16 protein-coding genes are annotated in these 20,247 nt (G+C 61.8%); 12 read left to right on the forward strand and 4 right to left on the reverse strand.

Going from position 1 to position 20,247, the window contains the following annotated elements; all coding sequences use genetic code 11:
• Positions 1–151: 151 nt before the first annotated feature.
• The 7 genes from XMD517_RS14405 to XMD517_RS14435 all read left to right on the forward strand — a co-directional run bounded on the left by XMD517_RS14405 (position 152) and on the right by XMD517_RS14435 (position 8,639).
• Entirely contained in the window at positions 152–1,693 is a 1,542-nt protein-coding gene (locus XMD517_RS14405; RefSeq protein WP_173485263.1) for a 2-isopropylmalate synthase, read from the forward strand.
• Positions 1,694–1,928: 235 nt separating this feature from the next.
• Positions 1,929–2,966 (forward strand): rod shape-determining protein, encoded by a 1,038-nt coding sequence (locus tag XMD517_RS14410; RefSeq protein WP_173485264.1) that lies wholly within the window; start codon positions 1,929–1,931, stop codon positions 2,964–2,966.
• A gap of 89 nt (positions 2,967–3,055) precedes the next feature.
• A complete protein-coding gene (gene mreC / locus XMD517_RS14415; RefSeq protein ID WP_173485265.1) occupies positions 3,056–3,997 on the forward strand; it encodes a rod shape-determining protein MreC in 942 nt (313 codons plus the stop codon).
• On the forward strand, positions 3,994–4,533 hold the full coding sequence (locus tag XMD517_RS14420) for a rod shape-determining protein MreD (protein ID WP_173485266.1): 540 nt from the start codon (positions 3,994–3,996) through the stop codon (positions 4,531–4,533). Before mreC ends, XMD517_RS14420 begins: the two co-directional genes overlap by 4 nt.
• A complete protein-coding gene (mrdA, locus tag XMD517_RS14425; protein WP_173487953.1) occupies positions 4,530–6,482 on the forward strand; it encodes a penicillin-binding protein 2 in 1,953 nt (650 codons plus the stop codon). Before XMD517_RS14420 ends, mrdA begins: the two co-directional genes overlap by 4 nt.
• Entirely contained in the window at positions 6,479–7,627 is a 1,149-nt protein-coding gene (rodA, locus tag XMD517_RS14430) for a rod shape-determining protein RodA (protein WP_173485268.1), read from the forward strand. The genes mrdA and rodA overlap by 4 nt, the downstream gene beginning before the upstream one ends.
• A gap of 40 nt (positions 7,628–7,667) precedes the next feature.
• On the forward strand, positions 7,668–8,639 hold the full coding sequence (locus tag XMD517_RS14435) for a glyoxylate/hydroxypyruvate reductase A (RefSeq protein WP_173485269.1): 972 nt from the start codon (positions 7,668–7,670) through the stop codon (positions 8,637–8,639).
• 180 nt (positions 8,640–8,819) lie between these two features.
• On the opposite strand, the gene XMD517_RS14440 is transcribed toward XMD517_RS14435, so the two are convergent.
• On the reverse strand, positions 8,820–9,821 hold the full coding sequence (locus tag XMD517_RS14440; RefSeq protein WP_173487954.1) for a DUF2125 domain-containing protein: 1,002 nt from the start codon (positions 9,819–9,821) through the stop codon (positions 8,820–8,822).
• A gap of 66 nt (positions 9,822–9,887) precedes the next feature.
• Here XMD517_RS14440 and XMD517_RS14445 point away from each other — a divergent pair, with 66 nt between their 5' ends.
• From XMD517_RS14445 to XMD517_RS14455, 3 genes are all read left to right on the forward strand, one after another.
• Entirely contained in the window at positions 9,888–10,430 is a 543-nt protein-coding gene (locus tag XMD517_RS14445) for a gamma-glutamylcyclotransferase (RefSeq protein WP_173485271.1), read from the forward strand.
• A 114-nt stretch (positions 10,431–10,544) separates the two neighbouring features.
• On the forward strand, positions 10,545–11,801 hold the full coding sequence (locus XMD517_RS14450) for a biopolymer transporter ExbB (RefSeq protein ID WP_173485272.1): 1,257 nt from the start codon (positions 10,545–10,547) through the stop codon (positions 11,799–11,801).
• Positions 11,802–11,804: 3 nt separating this feature from the next.
• Complete coding sequence (locus tag XMD517_RS14455; RefSeq protein ID WP_173485273.1) at positions 11,805–13,541, forward strand: peptidoglycan -binding protein; 1,737 nt, start codon at positions 11,805–11,807, stop codon at positions 13,539–13,541.
• Between the two features lie 133 nt (positions 13,542–13,674).
• Here XMD517_RS14455 and XMD517_RS14460 read toward each other — a convergent pair whose 3' ends face one another.
• The 3 genes from XMD517_RS14460 to gloB all read right to left on the reverse strand — a co-directional run bounded on the left by XMD517_RS14460 (position 13,675) and on the right by gloB (position 18,067).
• Positions 13,675–14,679 (reverse strand): M23 family metallopeptidase, encoded by a 1,005-nt coding sequence (locus tag XMD517_RS14460; protein ID WP_173485274.1) that lies wholly within the window; start codon positions 14,677–14,679, stop codon positions 13,675–13,677.
• A 20-nt stretch (positions 14,680–14,699) separates the two neighbouring features.
• The gene (gene clpA, locus XMD517_RS14465; RefSeq protein WP_173485275.1) at positions 14,700–17,024 is read right to left on the reverse strand and encodes an ATP-dependent Clp protease ATP-binding subunit ClpA; all 2,325 of its coding nucleotides are present in this window, start codon (positions 17,022–17,024) and stop codon (positions 14,700–14,702) included.
• 278 nt (positions 17,025–17,302) lie between these two features.
• Positions 17,303–18,067, reverse strand: a complete 765-nt coding sequence (gene gloB, locus XMD517_RS14470; protein ID WP_173485276.1) for a hydroxyacylglutathione hydrolase — start codon at positions 18,065–18,067, stop codon at positions 17,303–17,305.
• A gap of 104 nt (positions 18,068–18,171) precedes the next feature.
• On the opposite strand from gloB, the gene XMD517_RS14475 reads away from it, so the two are divergent.
• Both XMD517_RS14475 and XMD517_RS14480 read left to right on the forward strand, forming a co-directional pair.
• Entirely contained in the window at positions 18,172–18,837 is a 666-nt protein-coding gene (locus XMD517_RS14475) for a DUF938 domain-containing protein (protein ID WP_173485606.1), read from the forward strand.
• A 322-nt stretch (positions 18,838–19,159) separates the two neighbouring features.
• Positions 19,160–19,924, forward strand: coding sequence for a class I SAM-dependent methyltransferase (locus XMD517_RS14480; protein WP_173485277.1), 765 nt, complete (start codon positions 19,160–19,162; stop codon positions 19,922–19,924).
• Positions 19,925–20,247: the final 323 nt, after the last annotated feature.

The following is a 20,247-nucleotide window of genomic DNA, read 5'->3' on the forward strand; positions in this document are numbered from 1 at the left end:
CCCCTTCCCAACATCCCGCTTGCAACTGATCGCTGTTCTTTCGTTGATCCCCGCCAAAAATGGCATGCGAAAACTGGTAATCCGCCGCGATCCGGGATACTCCACGGGCACGTTATGGCCCGACCCAAGATTTGATGAAGAGACCAGAGATATGACCCAGCCCAAATCCGACCACGTGTTGATCTTTGACACCACGCTGCGCGACGGCGAACAATCGCCCGGCGCCACCATGACCCATGACGAAAAGCTCGAAATTGCCGAGATGCTGGACGAGATGGGTGTCGACATTATCGAAGCGGGCTTCCCGATTGCCTCAGAAGGCGATTTCGCCGCCGTGTCCGAGATTGCCCAGCGGTCGAAAAACTCGACCATCTGCGGATTGTCGCGCGCCAATTTCAAGGATATCGACCGCTGCGCCGAGGCCGTGCGCAATGCCGCCAAGCCGCGCATCCATACCTTCATCGGCACCTCGCCGCTGCACCGCGCGATCCCCAACCTCACGCAAGATGAGATGGCCGATCTGATCCATGAAACCGTCAGCCACGCGCGCAACCTTGTGGATGACGTGCAATGGTCGCCGATGGATGCCACCCGGACCGAGCATGATTACCTGTGCCGGGTGATCGAGATTGCGATCAAGGCCGGGGCCACCACCATCAATATCCCGGACACGGTGGGCTATACCGCGCCGCGTGAAAGCGCCGACCTCATTCGCATGTTGATCGAAAACGTGCCCGGCGCGGATGAGATCACCTTTGCCACCCATTGCCATAACGACCTCGGCATGGCCACCGCCAACGCGCTGGCCGCGGTTGAGGCCGGTGCGCGCCAGATCGAATGCACCATCAATGGCCTCGGCGAACGGGCGGGCAATACCGCGCTGGAAGAGGTGGTGATGGCACTTAAGGTGCGCCATGACATCATGCCCTATAAAACCCGGATCGATACGCGCAAGATCATGAACATTTCGCGCCGCGTGGCGCAGGTGTCGGGTTTCCCGGTGCAGTTCAACAAGGCGATTGTCGGCAAAAACGCCTTTGCCCATGAAAGCGGCATCCACCAGGACGGGATGCTGAAGAACCCGGAAAACTTCGAGATCATGCGGCCCGAAGATATCGGCCTCGCCGGCACCTCGCTGCCGCTTGGCAAACATTCGGGGCGTGCCGCGTTGAAGGCAAAGCTGAACGATCTTGGCTTTGACGTGGGTGACAACCAGTTGAAGGATGTGTTTGTCCGCTTCAAGGATCTGGCCGACAGCAAGAAAGAGGTGTTTGACGAGGACATCATCGCGCTGATGACCGATGGGACCGATGCGCAGAATGACCGCCTTCAGGTGAAATTCCTGCGCGTGATCTGCGGCACCGAAGCGCCGCAATCGGCGGATCTGACCATGGCGATCGACGGGGTTGATCGTCAGGTCACCGCCCAGGGGGACGGCCCGGTTGATGCCACGTTCAATGCGATCAAGATGCTGTTCCCGCATGAGGCGCGGCTCAAGCTTTACCAGGTGCATGCGGTCACCGAAGGCACCGATGCGCAGGCCACTGTCAGCGTGCGGATGGAAGAGAACGGCAAGATCGTGACCGGCCAGTCGGCCCATACCGATACGGTGGTCGCCTCGGCCAAAGCCTATGTCAACGCGCTCAACAACCTTCTGGTGCGCCGGGAAAAGACCAAACCCGAGGCGGTCTGACGCATCTGACCCGGATGTTCGAAAAGTGAAAGCGTGGCCCGAAAATGCCGCGCTTTTTCATGTTTGGTGGCTGGCATAAATCGGAAATGTGCAACCTGTCTATTGAGGGCGGCGAGAAGCCGCCGGACCCCTGCAATTCGGGCTTCCACCAAACCCCATCGGGGCCTATAACGCTATGGTCTGCACTCGGGGGGAGTCGTGGACCATTTCTATTTTGCATGAAGGTTGGCAACACATGGCAGGTCTCGCAGGTTTGTTTTCATCGGATATGGCCATTGATTTGGGAACGGCGAACACGCTGGTCTATGTCAAGGGCAAGGGCGTGATCCTGAATGAACCCTCGGTGGTGGCCTATCACGTCAAGGATGGCGTGAAAAAAGTGCTCGCCGTGGGGGAAGATGCCAAGCTGATGCTGGGCCGCACACCAGGCTCGATCGAGGCGATCCGCCCGATGCGGGACGGGGTGATTGCCGATTTCGACAGTGCGGAAGAGATGATCAAGAACTTCATCCGCAAGGTCCACAGACGCACCACCTTCTCGAAACCGAAGATCATTGTCTGTGTGCCGCATGGCGCCACCCCGGTTGAAAAACGCGCGATTCGCCAGTCGGTCCTGTCTGCTGGCGCGCGCCGCGCCGGGCTGGTCGCGGAACCGATTGCCGCAGCCATCGGTGCTGGCATGCCGATCACCGACCCGACCGGCAACATGGTTGTGGATATTGGCGGCGGCACCACCGAGGTGGCGGTCCTGTCCCTGGGCGACATCGTTTATGCGCGCTCGGTGCGCGTGGGCGGCGACCGGATGGATGATGCAATCATTTCCTACCTGCGCCGCAACCAGAACATTCTTGTGGGCGAAAGCACCGCCGAACGCATCAAGACCGAGATCGGCACCGCCCGGATGCCCGATGACGGGCGCGGCGCGTCGCTGCAGATCCGGGGGCGTGACCTTCTGAACGGGGTGCCGAAAGAGACCGAGATCAACCAGGCGCAGGTTGCCGAGGCGCTGGCCGAGCCGGTGCAGCAGATCTGCGAAGCGGTCATGACCGCGCTGGAAGCCACCCCGCCGGATCTGGCCGCGGATATTGTGGATCGTGGCGTGATGCTCACCGGGGGCGGCGCGCTGCTGGGGGATCTGGATCTGGCGCTGCGCGAACAGACCGGCCTGTCCATTTCGGTTGCAGATGAAAGCCTGAACTGCGTGGCGCTGGGCACCGGCAAGGCGCTGGAATATGAAAAGCAGCTGCGCCACGTGATTGATTACGATAGCTGATCGCGCGTAGCCTGTTCTGGACCTGACCTGACGGGGCCCGGACCGGGGCCCGCCGGTGTGATCTGAGGCCAAAGTGATCGGAGGCCAAATTGGCGACAAACAAACAGCAAAATGTCGAATATGCGGGGCCGCTGCGGCGGCTCTTCATGGCGATGCTTGTGCTGTTTCTGGCGCTGGTGTTCCTGATCTGGCGGATCGACAGCCCACGGGTGGAACGGTTCCGTGCCCAGCTGATTGATACGGTGGTGCCCAGTTTCGAATGGGCCCTGGTGCCGGTCACCCATGTGGTGGGCATGGTCGAGGATTTCCAAAGCTACCAGCGGATTTATCAGCAAAACCAGGAACTGCGCCGCGAGCTGCGCCAGATGAAAGCCTGGAAAGAAGCGGCGCTGCAGCTGGAACAGGAAAACGCACGGCTTCTGAACCTGAACAATGTGCGGCTGGATGCGCAGCTCAGCTATGTGACCGGGGTCGTGCTGGCCGATAGCGGCTCGCCGTTTCGCCAGTCGGTCCTGCTGAATGTCGGCACCCGCGATGGCATCGTTGATGGCTGGGCGGCCACGGACGGGCTGGGGCTGGTGGGCCGGATCTCTGGTGTGGGGCGTCAGACCAGCCGTGTGATGCTTTTGACCGACAGCAATTCGCGCATTCCGATCACGGTGCAGCCCTCGGGTCAGACCGCACTTTTGCATGGTGACAACACGGCGTCACCGCCGCTGGAATTTCTGGAAAGCCCGGACAAGGTGCGTCCTGGGGACCGGGTGATTTCCTCCGGTGACGGCGGGGTGTTCCCGGCGGGATTGCTGGTTGGGCATGTGGCCATGGGCACGGATCGCCGGTTGCGCGTGCGCCTCTCGGCGGATTACGAGCGGCTTGAATTCCTGCGTGTGCTGCGCAGCCATCCCGGCGAACGGGTGCTCGATAGTGATGCGCTGATTGTCTCGACCCCGGCGCAGCCGCCGGTGGAAGACATCCTTCGTGAAGGCGAAGCGGATGAGACGCCCGGGGCCAGCGCGGAGAGTGGGCAATGATTGACCGCATCGCCCTCAGCCGTGGATATTATCGCCTGTTGCTGGTGGTGGTTGCCATCGTGCTTCTGTTCGGGCGCCTGTTGCCGCTGGAGCTTGGTGCCGGGCGCCTTCCCGGCCCGGATCTTTTGCTGGTTCTGGTGATGGCCTGGGTGGTGCGCCGGCCGGATTATGCGCCGGTCTTCCTGATCGCGCCGGTGTTCTTCCTGACCGACATGTTGCTTTTGAAACCTCCTGCGGTCTGGACCCTGATGGTGGTGTTTGGCACGGAATTCCTGCGCCGTCGCGAAACGCGCCTGCGCGAACAAAGCTTTCTGATCGAGTTCGGGCTGGTGGCTGCCACGCTTGTGGCCATGCTGATCGGCCAAAGATTGCTGCTGGGCGTGTTCCTGGTTGAGCAGGTTTCGTTCGGGCGCGAGATCCTTTACCTTCTGGCCACGATCGCCGCCTATCCGCTGGCCGCGCTGGTCACGGTCTATGGGTTCGGCATCCATAAATCGCAGCCGGGTGAGGACGAAATTTCGGGGCATTACGCATGAAACGCACCGGTGTGGATACGGATAAAAGCGCCCGCATAATCACCCGGCGGGGCCTGTTTCTGGGTGGGTTGCAAGTGTCTTTTGCGGCCCTTCTGGTTGGGCGGATGCGCTATATGCAGGTGGATCAGGGCGACGAATACCGCCTGCTGGCCGAAGAAAACCGTATCAATATCCGACTGATTCCCCCCTCACGCGGGTTGATCCATGACCGCAATGGCGTGCTGATCGCCGGCAATGAACAGAATTACCGCATCGTTCTGGTGCGCGAGGATGCAGGCGACCCCGAGGCGGTGCTGCGCAAGCTGTCCCATATTGTCTGGATGTCGGAGGAGGACATCGCCAACGCGCTGAAAGAAATCAAACGACGCAGCCCCTTTGTGCCGGTTGCCGTCGCGGATCGGGTCAGTTGGGACGAGGTGGCCGAAGTGGCGGTGAATGCGCCGGCCCTGCCCGGCATCACCCCCGAGGTGGGCCTGTCGCGGATCTATCCGCAACGCGGCGATTTCGCCCATATTCTGGGCTATGTGGGGCCTGTTTCGGATTACGACCTGTCCAAGCTTGATGACCCGGATCCCTTGTTGCAGATCCCCCGGTTCCAGATCGGCAAATCCGGGGTCGAGGCCAAGATGGAGCATGCGCTGCGCGGCTCTGCCGGGTCCCGCGAGATCGAGGTGAACGCGGTGGGCCGTGAGATGCGCGAACTGTCGCGCGAAGAAGGGCAGGCCGGGGCGGCGGTGCAGCTGACCATTGATGCCAAGCTGCAAAGTTATGTGCAGGCGCGCATGGCGGGGGAAAGTGCGGCTGCGGTGGTTATGGACACGGTGAGCGGGGATATCCTCGCGCTGGGATCGGCCCCCACCTTTGATGCCAACAAATTCGTGCACGGGATCTCCAGCGCGGATTACAAGGCGCTGTTGGAAGACCCCTATCGCCCGCTGGCGGCAAAAACCGCGCAGGGCACCTATCCGCCGGGGTCGACCTTCAAGATGGTCACGGCGCTGGCGGCGTTGGAAGAAGGGGTGATCGGCCCCGGCGAAACCGTGACCTGCTGGGGCAAGATCGAGGTCTATAACCGCAATTTCCATTGCTGGAAACGGGCGGGTCACGGCAAGGTTGATCTGCTCAAGAGCCTCGAGCAGAGCTGTGACATCTATTATTATGAGATCGCCCAGCGGGTTGGGATCGACAAGATTGCCGAGATGGCGCGCCGCCTTGGGCTTGGGGAAAAACACGACCTGCCGCTGTCTGCGGTGGCGCAGGGGTTGATCCCGAACAAGGCGTGGAAGCTGGAAAACCGCGGTGCGGATTGGGTCGTCGGGGACAGTCTGAATGCGGGTATCGGGCAGGGCTTTGTGCTGGCCTCTCCGCTGCAACTGGCGGTGATGACCTCCCGGCTTGCCACCGGACGAGCGGTGGTGCCGCGCTTGGTGCGCTCCATCAACGGGGTGGATCAGCCGATTGCAGAGCAGGCGCCGCTTGGGATCAGCTCATCGAACCTCGCCGCGGTGCGCCAGGGCATGTATGCGGTGGTCAATGCCCGGCGTGGCACGGCGGGCCGGTCGAAAATCACCGGGGATGAGTTTCGGATGGCGGGCAAGACCGGCACCAGCCAGGTGCGCAATATCACCAAGGCAGAGCGTGCGCGCGGTGTGACCCGCAACGAAGACCTGCCCTGGGAGCGGCGTGACCACGCGCTGTTTGTTGCCTATGCGCCTGCGGAAAACCCGCGCTATGCGGTGTCGGTTGTGGTGGAGCATGGCGGCGGCGGCTCGACGGCTGCGGCCCCGATTGCGCGGGACGTGATGTTGCAGACGCTGTACGGTGGCACCCCCCCGCTGAGCGCCTACCCATCCTCGCAGCGCGGCACCATCCGGTCGCGGCAAAAAGAGATCGAGGACATGATGCAACTGCCCTCTGACGACGGTGCGCAGGGGAGCGGGCGCGCATGAGTTATCTTGAATACAACGTCAAATACGTGCCCACCGGGCTGCGCAAGGTGCTGTATCTGAACTGGTTTCTGGTGCTGCTGCTGAGCGCCGTGGCCGGGGTCGGGTTCCTGATGCTGTATTCCGTGGCCGGTGGCAGCCTTGATCCCTGGTCGGCGGCGCAGATGAAACGGTTTGCGCTGGGGATGGTCCTGATGTTCATCACGGCAATGGTGCCGATCTGGTTCTGGCGCAATATGGCGGGGCTTGGCTATCTCGTCTCTCTGGTGCTTTTGGTGCTGGTGGAGCTGATTGGCACAACCGGCATGGGGGCACAGCGTTGGATTGACCTTGGTTTCATGCGTTTGCAGCCTTCGGAGCTGATGAAGATCAGCCTGATCATGATCCTTGCCGCCTATTACGACTGGCTGGATGTGAAAAAGGTTTCGCGTCCGCTTTGGGTGCTTTTGCCGCTGGTGTTGATTGCCCTGCCGACCATGCTGGTGCTGAAACAGCCCGATCTGGGCACGTCGATCCTGCTGGTGACCGGTGGTGGGGTGGTGATGTTTCTGGCCGGGGTCAGCCTGTGGTATTTTGGGGCGGTGATCCTGAGCGGCGTGGGGCTGGTTACCGGTGTGTTCCTGTCACGCGGCACGCCCTGGCAGCTTCTGAAAGACTATCAGTATCGTCGCATCGACACCTTCCTTGATCCCTCTTCGGACCCGTTAGGGGCGGGCTATCACATCACCCAGTCAAAGATTGCATTGGGGTCCGGTGGCTGGACCGGGCGGGGGTTCATGCAGGGCACGCAGTCGCGGCTGAACTTCCTGCCGGAAAAACACACGGATTTCATCTTTACCACGCTGGCTGAGGAGTTCGGCTTTCTGGGCGGAGCGGGTCTGCTTGGGCTTTACGTGCTGATCCTTGTGTTCTGCGTGATTTCCGCCGTGCAGAACCGGGACCGGTTCTCGTCCCTTCTGATCCTTGGGATCGCGGTCACCTTTTTCCTGTTTTTCGCGGTGAATATGTCGATGGTGATGGGAATGGCGCCGGTGGTGGGCGTGCCGCTGCCGATGGTCAGCTATGGGGGCTCGTCCATGCTGGTGCTTCTCATCGGCTTTGGTCTGGTGCAGTCTGCCCATGTGCATAGGGCGCGACAGAAGCGTTAGGCATCTGCGGCGCGTCCGATATCTTGAAAAGGATCCCCTGATGACCCCAGCCTCGATTGTTGCCCCGACCGCTGCCCACAGGAGTGTCAATGTGCTGTTTGCCGGGCGTGATGCGCTTTGGCCAGTGTATAAGCCCGCGCTGGAAGCCGCTTTTTGCGAGGCGGGCGTGGTGGCGGATCTGCGTCAGGCCTTTGCTCCGGAGGAGGTGGATTACATCATCTACGCCCCGTTTGGTCCCCTGTCTGACCTCAGCCCCTATACCCGGTGCAAGGCTGTGCTGGGCCTCTGGGCTGGGGTGGAGAGCATCGTCACCAACCCGACCCTGACCCAGCCTTATACCAGGATGGTGGACCAGGGGTTGACCGAAGGGATGGTGGAATGGGTGGTGGGGCATACCCTGCGCTATCACCTTGATATGGATCTGGATATCTGCCGGCAGGATCAAGCGTGGGAGGTTCACATTCCGCCGCTTGCACGGCACCGGACCGTGGGGGTGCTGGGATTGGGGAATTTGGGTGCTGCCTGTGCGCAGGCCCTGTCGGCGCTGAATTTCAATGTGCATGGGTGGAGCCGGAGCGCAAAATCCCTGCCGGGGGTCGGCTGTCATAGTGGGGAAGACGGGTTGCGCGATGTTCTGACCCAGGCAGAGATCCTTGTGTTGCTTCTGCCCGATACACCGGCCACGGAAAACACCCTCAATGCTAACACGCTGGCACTGCTGCCCAAAGGCGCGCGGATCCTGAACCCCGGGCGTGGCCCGTTGATCGAGGATAACGCCCTGCTCGCAGCGCTTGATAGCGGGCAGGTGGGCCATGCCACGCTGGACGTGTTCCGGGTGGAGCCCCTGCCCAAAACTCACCCCTACTGGGCGCACCCCAATGTAACCGTGACCCCGCATATCGCCTCTGAAACCCGGCCAGACACGGCCAGCCAGGTGATTGCGGAGAACATACGAAGATCCGAGGCGGGAGAGGCGCTGTTACATCTGGTGGACAAAACGCGCGGCTATTGAGGGCTTGACGGCCGGGAGGGGCAGTTTTCTAGTTTGCGCAGTGTCGAGTTTGCGCAGTGTCGAGGGCGGGGCAGGGGCGCTGCCCCTCGGACTGCGTCCTCACCCCGAGGTATTTTCGGCAAGAAAATGAGACATGAGGATGGCGATATGGCCCGTCGGGCGGGCCGCCACCCCGCTGCGTCAGCGCAGATGAAAGCTTGGCGCGCGGCCAATTGGGAGCGGCCCCAGGGACATGAAACCGCCGGAAAATCCCAAAGGCACATCCAGCGTGTCAGGGTCCCCCGAGAGGCTGGACAACAGTTGAAGCGCGCCGATGACGGTGCCTTCAAAGGCCGGATCAATCAGCCCAGAGGCTTTGGCCAGCGCCACCATTTCGCGCCAGTTCCGCGCCTTCACGGTGATTTTCCCGTTGGGCTGACCGGCGCTGTTCACGGTGAGGGCGCCTGCGGCCTGCAATACCATCTCACCCCATTTGGCCCGCAGCATGTCCAGTTTGATCTCGGTGGGCTGCGGGCGTTCCTGTTCCAGGGCGGCCAGATCCCAGGGGGCGTCAAACGCCACTTTGCCCTGCACTGTAACGCCTTCAAAAGACGGGGGCAGCAGGCTGTTGGTATCAAAGCTTTGCACAAGTTCTGAGGGGGGGACGAACTCTTTCACCTCCAGATGAACTTCATGTTCGGTCGGTTTCCCGTCCACTTGCCGGGTGGCGATATTGGCGGACCCCAGCGTGGCGGTCCAACCCAGAGAGGAGGTCAGGGTCATGTCTTCGATCACGAATGAGGAGCGGTTCAGGGGCAGGGAGGGCGTGGGATCCACGACAAGTGACGCTTTGAAATCCTGCGCCGTGATGTCGATATTCTGCAAGGGGGTCGACAGGCGCTGGGTGCCGGGCCAGACAGCGATCAGGTGGTTGGGCTTGTAGCTGAGGGTGAGAAGCTGGAACAGATCTGCCGACCAGGCCAGCCCGGTCTCCGGGTCCGCGAGATGAACGCCTTCAGCCACCATATCGAACCGGTTCGGAAACCCCTGCACGCGCAATGCCTCGTAGTCGGACACCCAGCCATCTGCCCGCCGTTCGGCAAACCAGCCCTGATAGGCGCGCTCGGCCGCTCCGGCCCCAACCCACCAATACCCGGACCAGAGCCCCGCCAGAACCACTGCAATCACAATCAGTTTGCGCATACCGCTTCCCTCTTAACACCTGCCCCCTTATATGGGGAGCGCGCGCTGGACGGAAAGGGTATGGGCATGGGCAATTCCGAATTGTGGGTCTTTGGTTACGGATCTCTGATCTGGCATCCGGGCTTTGATCATGATGAAACCGTGATCGCGACCCTTGCGGGGTATCACCGGTCTTTCTGCATGCGCTCGATCCATCATCGCGGCACCGAGGAAAAGCCCGGTCTTGTGCTGGCGCTTGACGAGGAGGCGGGGGCATCCTGTCAGGGCGTGGCCTTTCGCGTCACCCCGGGACGCGAAGACAAGACCATGGCAGAGCTGCGTGAGCGCGAGCTGGTCTCCTCTGCCTATCTTGAGAAAACCCTGAAAATCACCCTGGCCGATGGGCGCGAGGTCGAGGCCGTGACCTATGTGATCGACCCCGATCATGTGCAATATTGCCATATCGACCTGTTGGACCAGGCCCATATCATCGCCACTGCCGTTGGTGGGCGCGGCCCCAACACCGATTATCTTTATAACACCGCTGACCATCTGGCGACGCTGGGGATCGAAGACCCGGATCTCAGCTGGCTTGCGGCCCGTGTGCGCGAAATCACCGAAGCCCTCTGACCGCATCTGCCCCCTGATCGGCCTCCTGTTTCCCGAACCGCATTCGCGCTTGGCAGGGCGCCCAATCCCCCCTATCCTGACCGCAAAACATTCAGGCGATAGGGAAAATACCCGATGAAAGAGCCAGATAGCAGGCCGTCCGTGACGCGCCGCAAAGGGGCCGAGCCGCAATTTTCTCAACCTTTCCGCCAGATCTTTGTGATGCTGGTGGTGTTGGGCCTTGTGGGCTTCGGGGGCTTTGTCGCCCTGCCGCAGGTGCTGCCGGTCTTCCTTGCCAATCTTTATCTCAATGCCTTTATCGCTCTGGTCTTCGTGGTTGGCCTTCTGGCCTGTTTCTGGCAGGTCTGGCAGGTGGCGGCCTCGGTGATCTGGATCGAAGGATTTGTGGGCGAGCGTGAAGGGACCAACCCGGATCGCGCGCCACGCCTGCTCGCGGCCCTGGCCAAGCTGCTGTCGACCCGAGGGGCACGGCTGCAGATCGGGGCCTCGTCATCGCGCTCGATCCTCGACAGTGTGGCCACTCGCATTGACGAGGCCCGTGATATCACGCGTTACATTGTCAACCTCCTGATTTTCCTTGGACTTCTGGGGACATTTTTCGGCCTCGCCACCACCGTTCCCGCGGTTGTAAAGACCATCGGCTCGCTCGCGCCCTCTGGCGATGAAGGCGGGGTTGAGGTATTCAACCGCCTGATGAGCGGGCTGGAAGAGCAGCTGGGCGGCATGGGAACGGCCTTTTCCTCCTCCCTTCTCGGCCTGGCCGGGTCGCTGGTTGTGGGGCTGATGGAGCTGTTTGCAGGCCATGGCCAGAACCGGTTTTACCGCGAGCTTGAGGAATGGCTGTCCACCATCACCAAATTGTCCATCGCCCCTGCAGAGGGGGACGGGGACAGCGCCGCGGTTGCCTATCTTTCCGCCATGGCCGAACAGGTTGAGGCAATGCAGGCGATGTTCCTGCAGACCGATGTGAACCGGGCGAAACTGGATGCGCGGCTGGGGGATCTTGCAGGCCAGGTCCATGCGTTGACGGAAAAGATCGACGCCACACAGCACCAGCCCGCCCCGATGCCCGCCCCTGACCTGACCCCGCATCTTGCGCAACTTACCGACCTCAACCTTGCCATGAAACAGATGATCGACGGGCAGGGCCGGGTGATCAATGCGCTCGAAGGGCAGGGCGAAGTGGGCACCCATCCCGATGCCGAAAGCCGGATGCGCCTGCGCTCGATCGACGTGCAGATGTTGCGCCTGCTTGAGGAAATGCAGGCCGGGCGTCAGGAAAGCATGGCGGAACTGCGCCAGGATCTGGGGACCCTGATCCAGGTGATCCGCGTGGCGGCCGGGCAGGACGAAACAGAGGGTCAGGTGTAACCCATGGCCATGTCGCGGCGTTCCACCAATCGGGTCAGCGGGTCAATCTGGCCCGGCTTTGTCGATGCGATGACCGCGCTGCTTCTGGTGCTGTTTTTCGTGCTGACCATCTTTATGGTGGTGCAGTTTGTCCTGCGCGAAACCATCTCAGGTCAGGCGCATGAACTGGATGAGCTGAGCCTGCAGGTGGCCGAACTTGCTGATGCGCTGGGGCTGGAACGCACCCGCTCTGCGGATCTGGAAGGGCAGGTCGGGCGGCTCAGCGCAACCCTGTCCGAGGCGCGCAATATTGCCGATGCCCAGACCGCGCTGATTGCCCAGCTCACCGCGCAGACCACAGCACAGGAAGAGCAGATCGCCGCCCAGTCCGCCCAGATCACCAGCTTCGAGGCGCAGGTCGCCGCCCTCCTGTCGCAACGCGATGAGGCCCTTGCCGCGGGCACGCAAATGGCCGCAACGATTGAAGATCTGGAGGCTGCCAAAGCCGCGCTGATTTCAGATCAGGAGGCGTTGCAACTCGCGCTGGCCCAGGCCCGCGATGAGATTGACGCAGGCGTCGAAGCCGCGCGGCTGGCTGCGGCCAAGCGCGAAGCACTGGAGGCGCTGGTGGCCGGTCTTGAGGCGGACGTGGCGGAGGGGCAAAAGGCGTTAAGCGAAGAAGAGGCCGGGCGCCTTGCAGAAGCCGCCGCCGCCGAGGCGCTTCGCGCGCGGCTTGAAAATGCCGATGCGGAGCTGACCGCGATGACCCTCGCGCTGGAAGCAAGCCGCAAAGAGGCCGAGGAAACGCTGACCCTGCTGGCGGCGGCAAAAGCGGCCGGTGTGGATCTGGATGCGCGTCTGGCGGCCGCGATGCTGGAGCTTGAGGCGTTGAAATCCGAAGGGGTGGACGCCAAGCGGCTGGGCGAAGAGCTGCGTGCAGCCCTTGCCGAGCGGCTCGCCGCTGAAACCCGCGCCGAGGCGGCCCTGTCGGAGGCGGAGGAGCAAAAGCGCCTGCTGGCGGTGGCCAATTTGGCCTTGTCCGAAGAAGAGGCCAGCTCTGCCGAGGCTCAGCGTCAGGTGGCCCTGCTCAATGAACAGGTGGCGGCATTGCGCGCGCAGCTTGGCTCCTTGCAGGCGATACTGGATGCGGGAAATGAACGCGATGAACGCGCGCAGGTGCAGATCCAGAAACTGGGCACCGAGCTGAATGCGGCACTGGCGCGGGTCGCCGCCGAGGAGCGCAAACGGGCCGCGTTGGAAGAGGCGGAACGTCGGCGTTTGGAAGAAGAAGCCAAGGAGCTTGCCGCCTATCGGTCTGAATTCTTTGGGAAACTGCGTCAGGTTCTTGGGGATCGAGAAGGGGTGCAGATTGTTGGAGACCGGTTTGTGTTCTCCTCCGAGGTGCTGTTTTCCTCGGGTGATGCGGTGCTGAAACCTGCGGGACAGGCGCAGGTGGCCAAGGTGGCCGCGCTATTGTTCGAAGTGGCGGATCTGATCCCGCCCGAAGTGGATTGGGTGATCCGCGTTGATGGGCACACCGACAACCAGCCCTTGTCGGGGACGGGGGAGTTTCGCAATAACTGGGCGCTCAGCCAGGCCCGTGCCCTGTCGGTGGTGGAATACATGATTGACGATCTGGGCTTTCCGCCGAACCGGCTGGCCGCCACCGGTTTTGGGGAATACCGCCCGGTGAACCCCGCAGATACCGATGCCGCGCGCGCGCAGAACCGGCGGATTGAGCTGAAACTGACAGAGCGGTAAGAGGGCCAGCCTCCAGTGTTTTTGGGGGGCTTGCGACGGTGTTTCGGGAGGGGGCGGCCTTCGTCTATTCCGCGGCTCACCTTATGCGGCCCCTGCGGTCAGGACGCGTCCCGCCGCGTCTGGTCTGCCCGTTTCAGCGGACCGCAACCTCGGTTGAGGTGGCATCAATCACCTTGCCAGCCCGGATCATCCAGCTATCCAGCCGATATATTCCCTCAGGCCACGCCGTGCGGGTCTTTTTGCCAAAGGCGCGAAAGGCCAGAACCTGCGTTTTGGTCATCTCGATCTTCTGCTCGCCCACCATCCCCGTGGGACCTTCAATGCGCAGGTGCAGAATGTCCCCCCGGCGTGGGCCGTAAACCATGCTCCAACCCACCAGGGCCGGGCCGTCTGCGGGAAGAGGGGTGATAGGGGTGTTGCCCTGCTTGATCTCATCAAATTGGGGGATATCGCTGGCAAACCCGGTGCTGGCAATGCCGCCGGTCGGGTAGGGGATCGGGGTCAGCCAGAGCTGCCCGTCTGACAGGTCAGGTGAGAGGCATTTGGTTGGTGCTGCAAAAGCTGCGTCGGGGTGGAACGGGTCCACAACTTTTCCATCTTTGCGTAGGGACAGGTGCAGATGTGGAAATTGCGTCTTGCCGGACAGGCCAACCCGGCCGAGCACCTGGCCCATCCGGACCTTGTCGCCGGTTCGCACCGTCACCGATCCCTGGGCCATATGGCAATATTGACTTTCCCAACCACCGCCATGGTCGATCACAACCCCGTTGCCGCATTCCCGCCCGCTCACATCAGGGGCGCCTTCGGATCCGTAAAGCGCATCCTCCATGCCGTCCCGCCGCCCCTTGACCCGGCCGGGCGCCGCGGCCAGCACAGTCACACCCTTTCGCATTGCCGCGTAAGAGGGCAGGGCGAAATCGGTGCCTTTATGCCCGTCGTAGCTGCGCGGGCCGCAGGTGTAATCGGCCACGCCCTCGCCGGGGTCCGCGTCTGTGAGGTTCAGGATGAAACAGCTTTCGCCCAGAACACACTCAACCGGCTGGGCAAATTTTGGTCCTCTTAGTTTCGCGTGCCCGATATCTGTGCCCCCTATATCTGCAAAGGCCGCAGCGGGGGCTGCGGCCAGGGCAAGGATCATCAGATATCCGGTTTTCCGCATCAGTCCGCGGTGAGCAGCGGGGGCTTTTTACGGGATCCCAGCTGCGGCTTTTTCGGCTTCTCGATACGCAGCTCCAATTCGCCGCCCTTGATGCCGACTTGCACCATGCCGCCCTTGGACAGCTTGCCGAACAGGAGCTCTTCTGCCAGCGGCTTCTTGATATGTTCCTGGATCACCCGACCCAGCGGGCGGGCGCCCATCCGGTCGTCATAGCCCTTGTCGGCGATCCATTCGGCGGCGGCGCGGGTCAGTTCGATGGTCACACCGCGATCCAGAAGCTGGGCCTCCAGTTGCAGCACGAATTTCTCGACCACTTGCAAGATCACCTCTTTGCCCAGCGGCGCAAAGCTGATCACCGCGTCCAGACGGTTGCGGAATTCCGGCGTGAAGGTGCGTTCAATCGCGGCGGTGTCTTCGCCTTCGCGCCGCTCACGGCCAAAGCCCACGGCCGCCTTGGCCTGTTCCGACGCCCCTGCGTTCGAGGTCATGATCAGCACCACGTTGCGGAAGCTGACGGTGCGACCGTTGTGATCGGTCAGTTCGCCATTATCCATGACCTGCAGCAGGATGTTGTAGACATCCGGATGGGCCTTTTCCATCTCATCCAGAAGCAGCACGCAATGCGGATGCTGATCCACGCCATCGGTCAGGAGGCCGCCCTGATCAAACCCGACATAGCCGGGAGGGGCGCCGATCAGGCGGGAAACGGCGTGTTTCTCCATATATTCCGACATGTCGAAGCGCAGCAGCTCCACGCCGAGGTTGTCGGCAAGCTGTTTGGCGACCTCGGTCTTGCCGACGCCGGTGGGGCCCGCGAACAGGTAGTTGCCGATGGGTTTTTCCGGCTCGCGCAGCCCGGCACGGGCCAATTTGATGGCCGAGGACAGCGCTTCGATCGCCTTGTCCTGTCCAAACACCACCCGCTTGAGCGATTTTTCCAGATCACGCAGCGTTTCCGCATCATCCTTGGACACGGTTTTCGGCGGGATCCGGGCGATCTTGGCGACCACGGCTTCAATTTCGGTCACGCCGATCGAGGTCTTGCGCTTGTCCTTGGGCAGGAGGTGCTGGGCCGCGCCAGCTTCGTCAATCACATCAATCGCCTTGTCCGGCAATTTGCGGTCATTCACATAGCGGTCGGACAGTTCCACAGCAGATTTGATGGCATCGGCGGTGAAGCTGACCCCGTGATGTTCTTCGAAATAGGGTTTCAGCCCTTTGAGGATCTTCACCGCGTCTTCGACCGACGGTTCGTTCACGTCGATTTTCTGGAACCGGCGCGACAGGGCGCGGTCTTTTTCGAAATGCTGGCGGAACTCCTTGTAGGTGGTGGACCCCATGCAGCGCAGCTTGCCGCCCTGAAGGGCAGGTTTGAGCAGGTTCGAGGCATCCATCGCCCCGCCCGAGGTGGCACCGGCACCGATCACCGTATGGATCTCGTCGATGAACAGCACCGCGTCGGGATGGTCTTCCAGCTCTTTCATCACCGCTTTCAGCCGCTCTTCAAAGTCGCCGCGATAACGGGTGCCTGCCAGAAGCGCGCCCATGTCGAGCGAGTAGATCGTGGTTTCTGACAGGATTTCAGGGGTTTGCCCGCCAACGATCTTGGTGGCCAGCCCTTCGGCAATGGCGGTCTTGCCCACGCCGGGATCGCCCACCAGAAGCGGGTTGTTCTTGCGGCGACGACACAGGACCTGAATGGCACGTTCGACTTCGTGGTCGCGCCCGATCAGCGGGTCAATCTCGCCTTCGCGGGCTTTTGCATTGAGATCGACACAATATTTGCCCAGGGCGGTTTCCTTTTCCTCAACCGGCTGCGCTTCGGACATTTCCTCGTCGAAATCGGGGGTGCCGGTGATGGGGCGGGGCTCTCCGAAATCGGGATCTTTTGCCACGCCATGGGCGATGTAATTCACCGCGTCATAGCGGGTCATGTCCTGTTCTTGCAGGAAGAAGGCCGCGTTGGATTCGCGTTCGGCAAAGATCGCAACCAGCACATTTGCCCCGGTCACTTCGGTGCGGCCCGAGCTTTGCACATGGATGGCGGCCCGTTGGATCACCCGCTGGAAGGCAGCGGTCGGCACGGCCTCATTGCCGTCGACATCAGTGATCAGGGTCGCAAGCTCGGTTTCGATGAATTCCAGCAGATCCTTGCGCAGGGCGTTCAGATCGACCGAACAGGCCTGCATCACCCGTGCAGCGTCGGGTTCGTCAATCAGGGCCAGCAGCAGATGCTCCAGCGTGGCCAGTTCATGTTTTCGCTCATTGGCAAGCGCAAGCGCGTGGTGAATGGCGTCTTCCAGCGGTTTAGAAAAGGACGGCACGTGGCATTCTCCTCGTAATCTGCACAGGCTTCCCTGCTTGGGGTCAATTTCCCCCAGATTGGCCTCATATGTTTAAGTTTCGGTTTTCCCGGCGCTTCTTCAAGGGGTTTTATGTCAATTTTCTGGGAATTTACCGTGAAGATTAACGGTCTTCTATTGGCCCCGACAGGCGGAGGCAACAGAGAAACCCCTCATCCCAAGTGCTGCGCAAGCTGCTCAAGACATTGATATGATACGCGATTTTTTGGGAAAACTGAACTCGTGAATTGTTGAAAACGTCAAAACGTGTCTTTTCGGTGCCGAATTTCGGCAAACACATCGACATCAGCGGCACCTGTCATGCCAAGGGCGGCTTTCACCTCGGGCAGATGGGCACGCAGGAACGGGTTGGTAGCAAGTTCAAGCGACAGCGGGGCCGGAACGGTGGGCAGGCGCTGCGCGCGCGCCTTGTCGATATCCTGCCGGCGGGCGGCAAGGGTTGCGTTGTCAGGTTCGATGGTGATCGCAAAGGCGGCGTTGGAGGCCGTGTATTCATGGCCGGAACAGATATTGGTATCGGCGGGCAGTTTTGCAAGGGCAGACAGGCTGTGCCACATCTGCTCGGGACTGCCTTCGAACAGGCGACCACAGCCCATCACCATCAGGCTGTCGCCGGTAAAGGCGGCGCGGGCGGCCGGGACGTGAAAGGCGATATGACCGATTGTATGGCCAGGCACGTCAAGGATGTCGACGGTATGGGACCCGAATAAGAACGTCTCACCGGGCGAAACAGCCCTGGCCAGCGGGGGCAGGCGGTGGGCATCCGCAGCCGCCCCCAGAACCGGGGCACCGGTGGCGGCCACAAGATCAGCCACGCCATCAATGTGATCCCAGTGGTGATGGGTCAGCCAGATCTCACTCAGGTGCCAGCCGCGCATCTTCAACTCGCGCAGGATCGGCGCCGCCTCCGGCACATCAATCGCCGCGGTCGACCCGGTTTCATCATCATGCAGAAGATAGGCGTAATTGTCGGTCAGGCAGGGCAGGGTCACAAGGGTCAGCATGGAGGGCCTTTCATCACGTGGACAACCACTCTTGCGCAATTGCCGCCGGGACACAATACTGAGACACAGGACAATATGTGACAGGATGCAGAACGGAGCGGCGCATGGTCGGAGAGGTGCCCCATTCCACGGCCCATCCCGTTGGCCCGGAAGGGGCAGCGGCGCGCGATGATGTGCGCCTGTCCGCCCCGTCTGCGGCCCGCAATATCCCCCCGATCCTTGACGCCATAGCGCCCTATCTGCCGGAACGTGGCTATGGGCTGGAACTTGCGTCCGGGACCGGCGAACATGCCATTGCCTATGCCGGGGCCTTTCCCGGCATCGTCTGGCAACCCACCGATATCGCGCCAGAGCGGCTTGACAGTATCGACGCCTGGCGGGCCCGGGCGGGCCATCGCAATATGCGGATCGCGCAGTTTCTGGATGCCAGCGCACCGGGCTGGAAGGTGGAGGGGTTTGACGTGCTGATGACCGTAAACCTGTTGCATCTGATCAGCGAGGAGGCCCTGCGCGAAGTGGTGGCCGGGGTGGCGCGCTCGTTGGAAAAAGGCGGACGGTGGTGCCTTTATGGCCCGTTTCGGATGGGCGGACAGTTCCGGTCCGACGGGGATCGCGCCTTTGACGCCCGCTTGCGCGGCAGCGATGCCGCGATTGGCTATAAGGCCGTCGAAGATGTGACCCGGCTGGCGGAGGGGGGCGGCCTCACCCAGCTTGCCCTGATCGAAATGCCGGCCAACAACCTCCTTTGCGTGTTTGAGAAGACGGCGTGAGCTGCCCCCCCTCGCCAGTCCTGAGGCTGGGCGGTCCTGAGGCCGGGTGGTTGGAAAAGGGGCGGTTGGAAAAGGGGCGCTGCCCCTCGGACTTCGTCCTCACCCCGGGATATTTCTGACAAGAAAATAAGCTGAGCCAGTCCTTGGGTTTCCAGGCCGGGGTTGGGCCGGGGCGGGGGGAGGAAAGCTGCCGGGGCTTGAGTGCCGGGGGCGCGGCAGATCGGTTCTACCGACACAGCTTTTGTCGAACGGATTGAGAGTGCTGGCATTTCTCGCCGGGTGCGCTATCGTGCGGGGAAGATCCGCCAGTCAAAGGCCGCCCATGCATCTTGATGTGCAAGACCTTCGCAATTTTTATTACCGCAGCACGCTGGGCCGTTCGGCGCAGAAGGCGGTGCGTGACAAGGTGGTGGCGCTGTGGCCGCCCGAACGCTGCAAGGGGCAGACCGTGGCGGGGTTCGGTTTTGCGGTGCCTTTGCTGCGCCCCTATCTGAAGACCGCGCGCCGGGTGATGGGGTTGATGCCTGCCCCGCAGGGGGTGATGCCCTGGCCTGCGGGAATGGCCAATGTGGCCGCGCTGGTTGAGGATACGATCTGGCCGCTCGAAAACGGGGTGGTGGATCGGCTGGTCCTGATGCACGGGCTGGAGACAAGCGAAAACCCGGCCTTCCTGCTGGATGAGTGTTACCGGGTGCTGGGCCCCGGTGGCCGCGCGCTGTTTGTGGTGCCGAACCGGGCCGGGCTTTGGGCACGCTCTGACAAGACGCCCTTTGGTTATGGCCGGCCCTATTCGGCGGGGCAGCTTGAGGGGCAGCTCAAGACATATGGCTTTAACGTCGAGCGGCATCTGTCGGCACTTTACCAGCCCCCCTCGTCGCGCCGGTTCTGGCTCAAGACCGGGAATTTCTGGGAACGCGCCGGGCAGCAGTTGCCGATTGTGATGGGCGGGGGCGTCCTGATGGTCGAAGTGTCCAAACAGATCCCGGCACCACGCCGTCCGGGCCTGGCGCAGCGGGTGCGCAAGCCGCTGAAGGTGCTGGAAGGCATGGGGGTGCCGGAACCCACGGCGCCGACGACCTCCGGGTGATCTTTGGACAATACTCACTGCGCGGCACCTGTTGGACGGGGCAGGGGTTCAGGCCCCCGGTTGGTGGGGCGGCCCTGCGTGGGGTCGCAAATCGTCCTGAAAATGGCGAGAATCACATGCTGAACAGTCGCCGGAATAGGGTGTGGAGGGGGGCTTACTGTGGCAATTGGGGAACGATTTAACCTGTGAAATGCTTTTTGGGATGCAATTGCATACCGAAAACGACTCGTTATGACTTTTCCCCGGTTTTTCCAGATTTCCCCATGCCCATAGGGGTCTGACCGCGACAGATTGCGTTTAAGGGCGTCAGAACGGTATTATGT

Source organism: Aliiroseovarius sp. xm-d-517, from assembly GCF_013283135.1.
In the GTDB taxonomy this organism is placed as follows: Bacteria; Pseudomonadota; Alphaproteobacteria; order Rhodobacterales; family Rhodobacteraceae; genus Aliiroseovarius; species Aliiroseovarius crassostreae.

Coding starts and splice junctions, on each gene's coding strand:
- XMD517_RS14480 (WP_173485277.1), top strand. CDS start 19,160: ATGCATCTTGATGTGCAAGACCTTCGCAATTTTTATTACCGCAGCACG.
- XMD517_RS14460 (WP_173485274.1), bottom strand. CDS start 14,679: ATGATCCTTGCCCTGGCCGCAGCCCCCGCTGCGGCCTTTGCAGATATA.
- XMD517_RS14450 (WP_173485272.1), top strand. CDS start 10,545: ATGAAAGAGCCAGATAGCAGGCCGTCCGTGACGCGCCGCAAAGGGGCC.
- XMD517_RS14455 (WP_173485273.1), top strand. CDS start 11,805: ATGGCCATGTCGCGGCGTTCCACCAATCGGGTCAGCGGGTCAATCTGG.
- XMD517_RS14410 (WP_173485264.1), top strand. CDS start 1,929: ATGGCAGGTCTCGCAGGTTTGTTTTCATCGGATATGGCCATTGATTTG.
- XMD517_RS14420 (WP_173485266.1), top strand. CDS start 3,994: ATGATTGACCGCATCGCCCTCAGCCGTGGATATTATCGCCTGTTGCTG.
- XMD517_RS14445 (WP_173485271.1), top strand. CDS start 9,888: ATGGGCAATTCCGAATTGTGGGTCTTTGGTTACGGATCTCTGATCTGG.
- XMD517_RS14405 (WP_173485263.1), top strand. CDS start 152: ATGACCCAGCCCAAATCCGACCACGTGTTGATCTTTGACACCACGCTG.
- mrdA (WP_173487953.1), top strand. CDS start 4,530: ATGAAACGCACCGGTGTGGATACGGATAAAAGCGCCCGCATAATCACC.
- XMD517_RS14475 (WP_173485606.1), top strand. CDS start 18,172: ATGGTCGGAGAGGTGCCCCATTCCACGGCCCATCCCGTTGGCCCGGAA.
- XMD517_RS14440 (WP_173487954.1), bottom strand. CDS start 9,821: ATGCGCAAACTGATTGTGATTGCAGTGGTTCTGGCGGGGCTCTGGTCC.
- XMD517_RS14435 (WP_173485269.1), top strand. CDS start 7,668: ATGACCCCAGCCTCGATTGTTGCCCCGACCGCTGCCCACAGGAGTGTC.
- gloB (WP_173485276.1), bottom strand. CDS start 18,067: ATGCTGACCCTTGTGACCCTGCCCTGCCTGACCGACAATTACGCCTAT.
- rodA (WP_173485268.1), top strand. CDS start 6,479: ATGAGTTATCTTGAATACAACGTCAAATACGTGCCCACCGGGCTGCGC.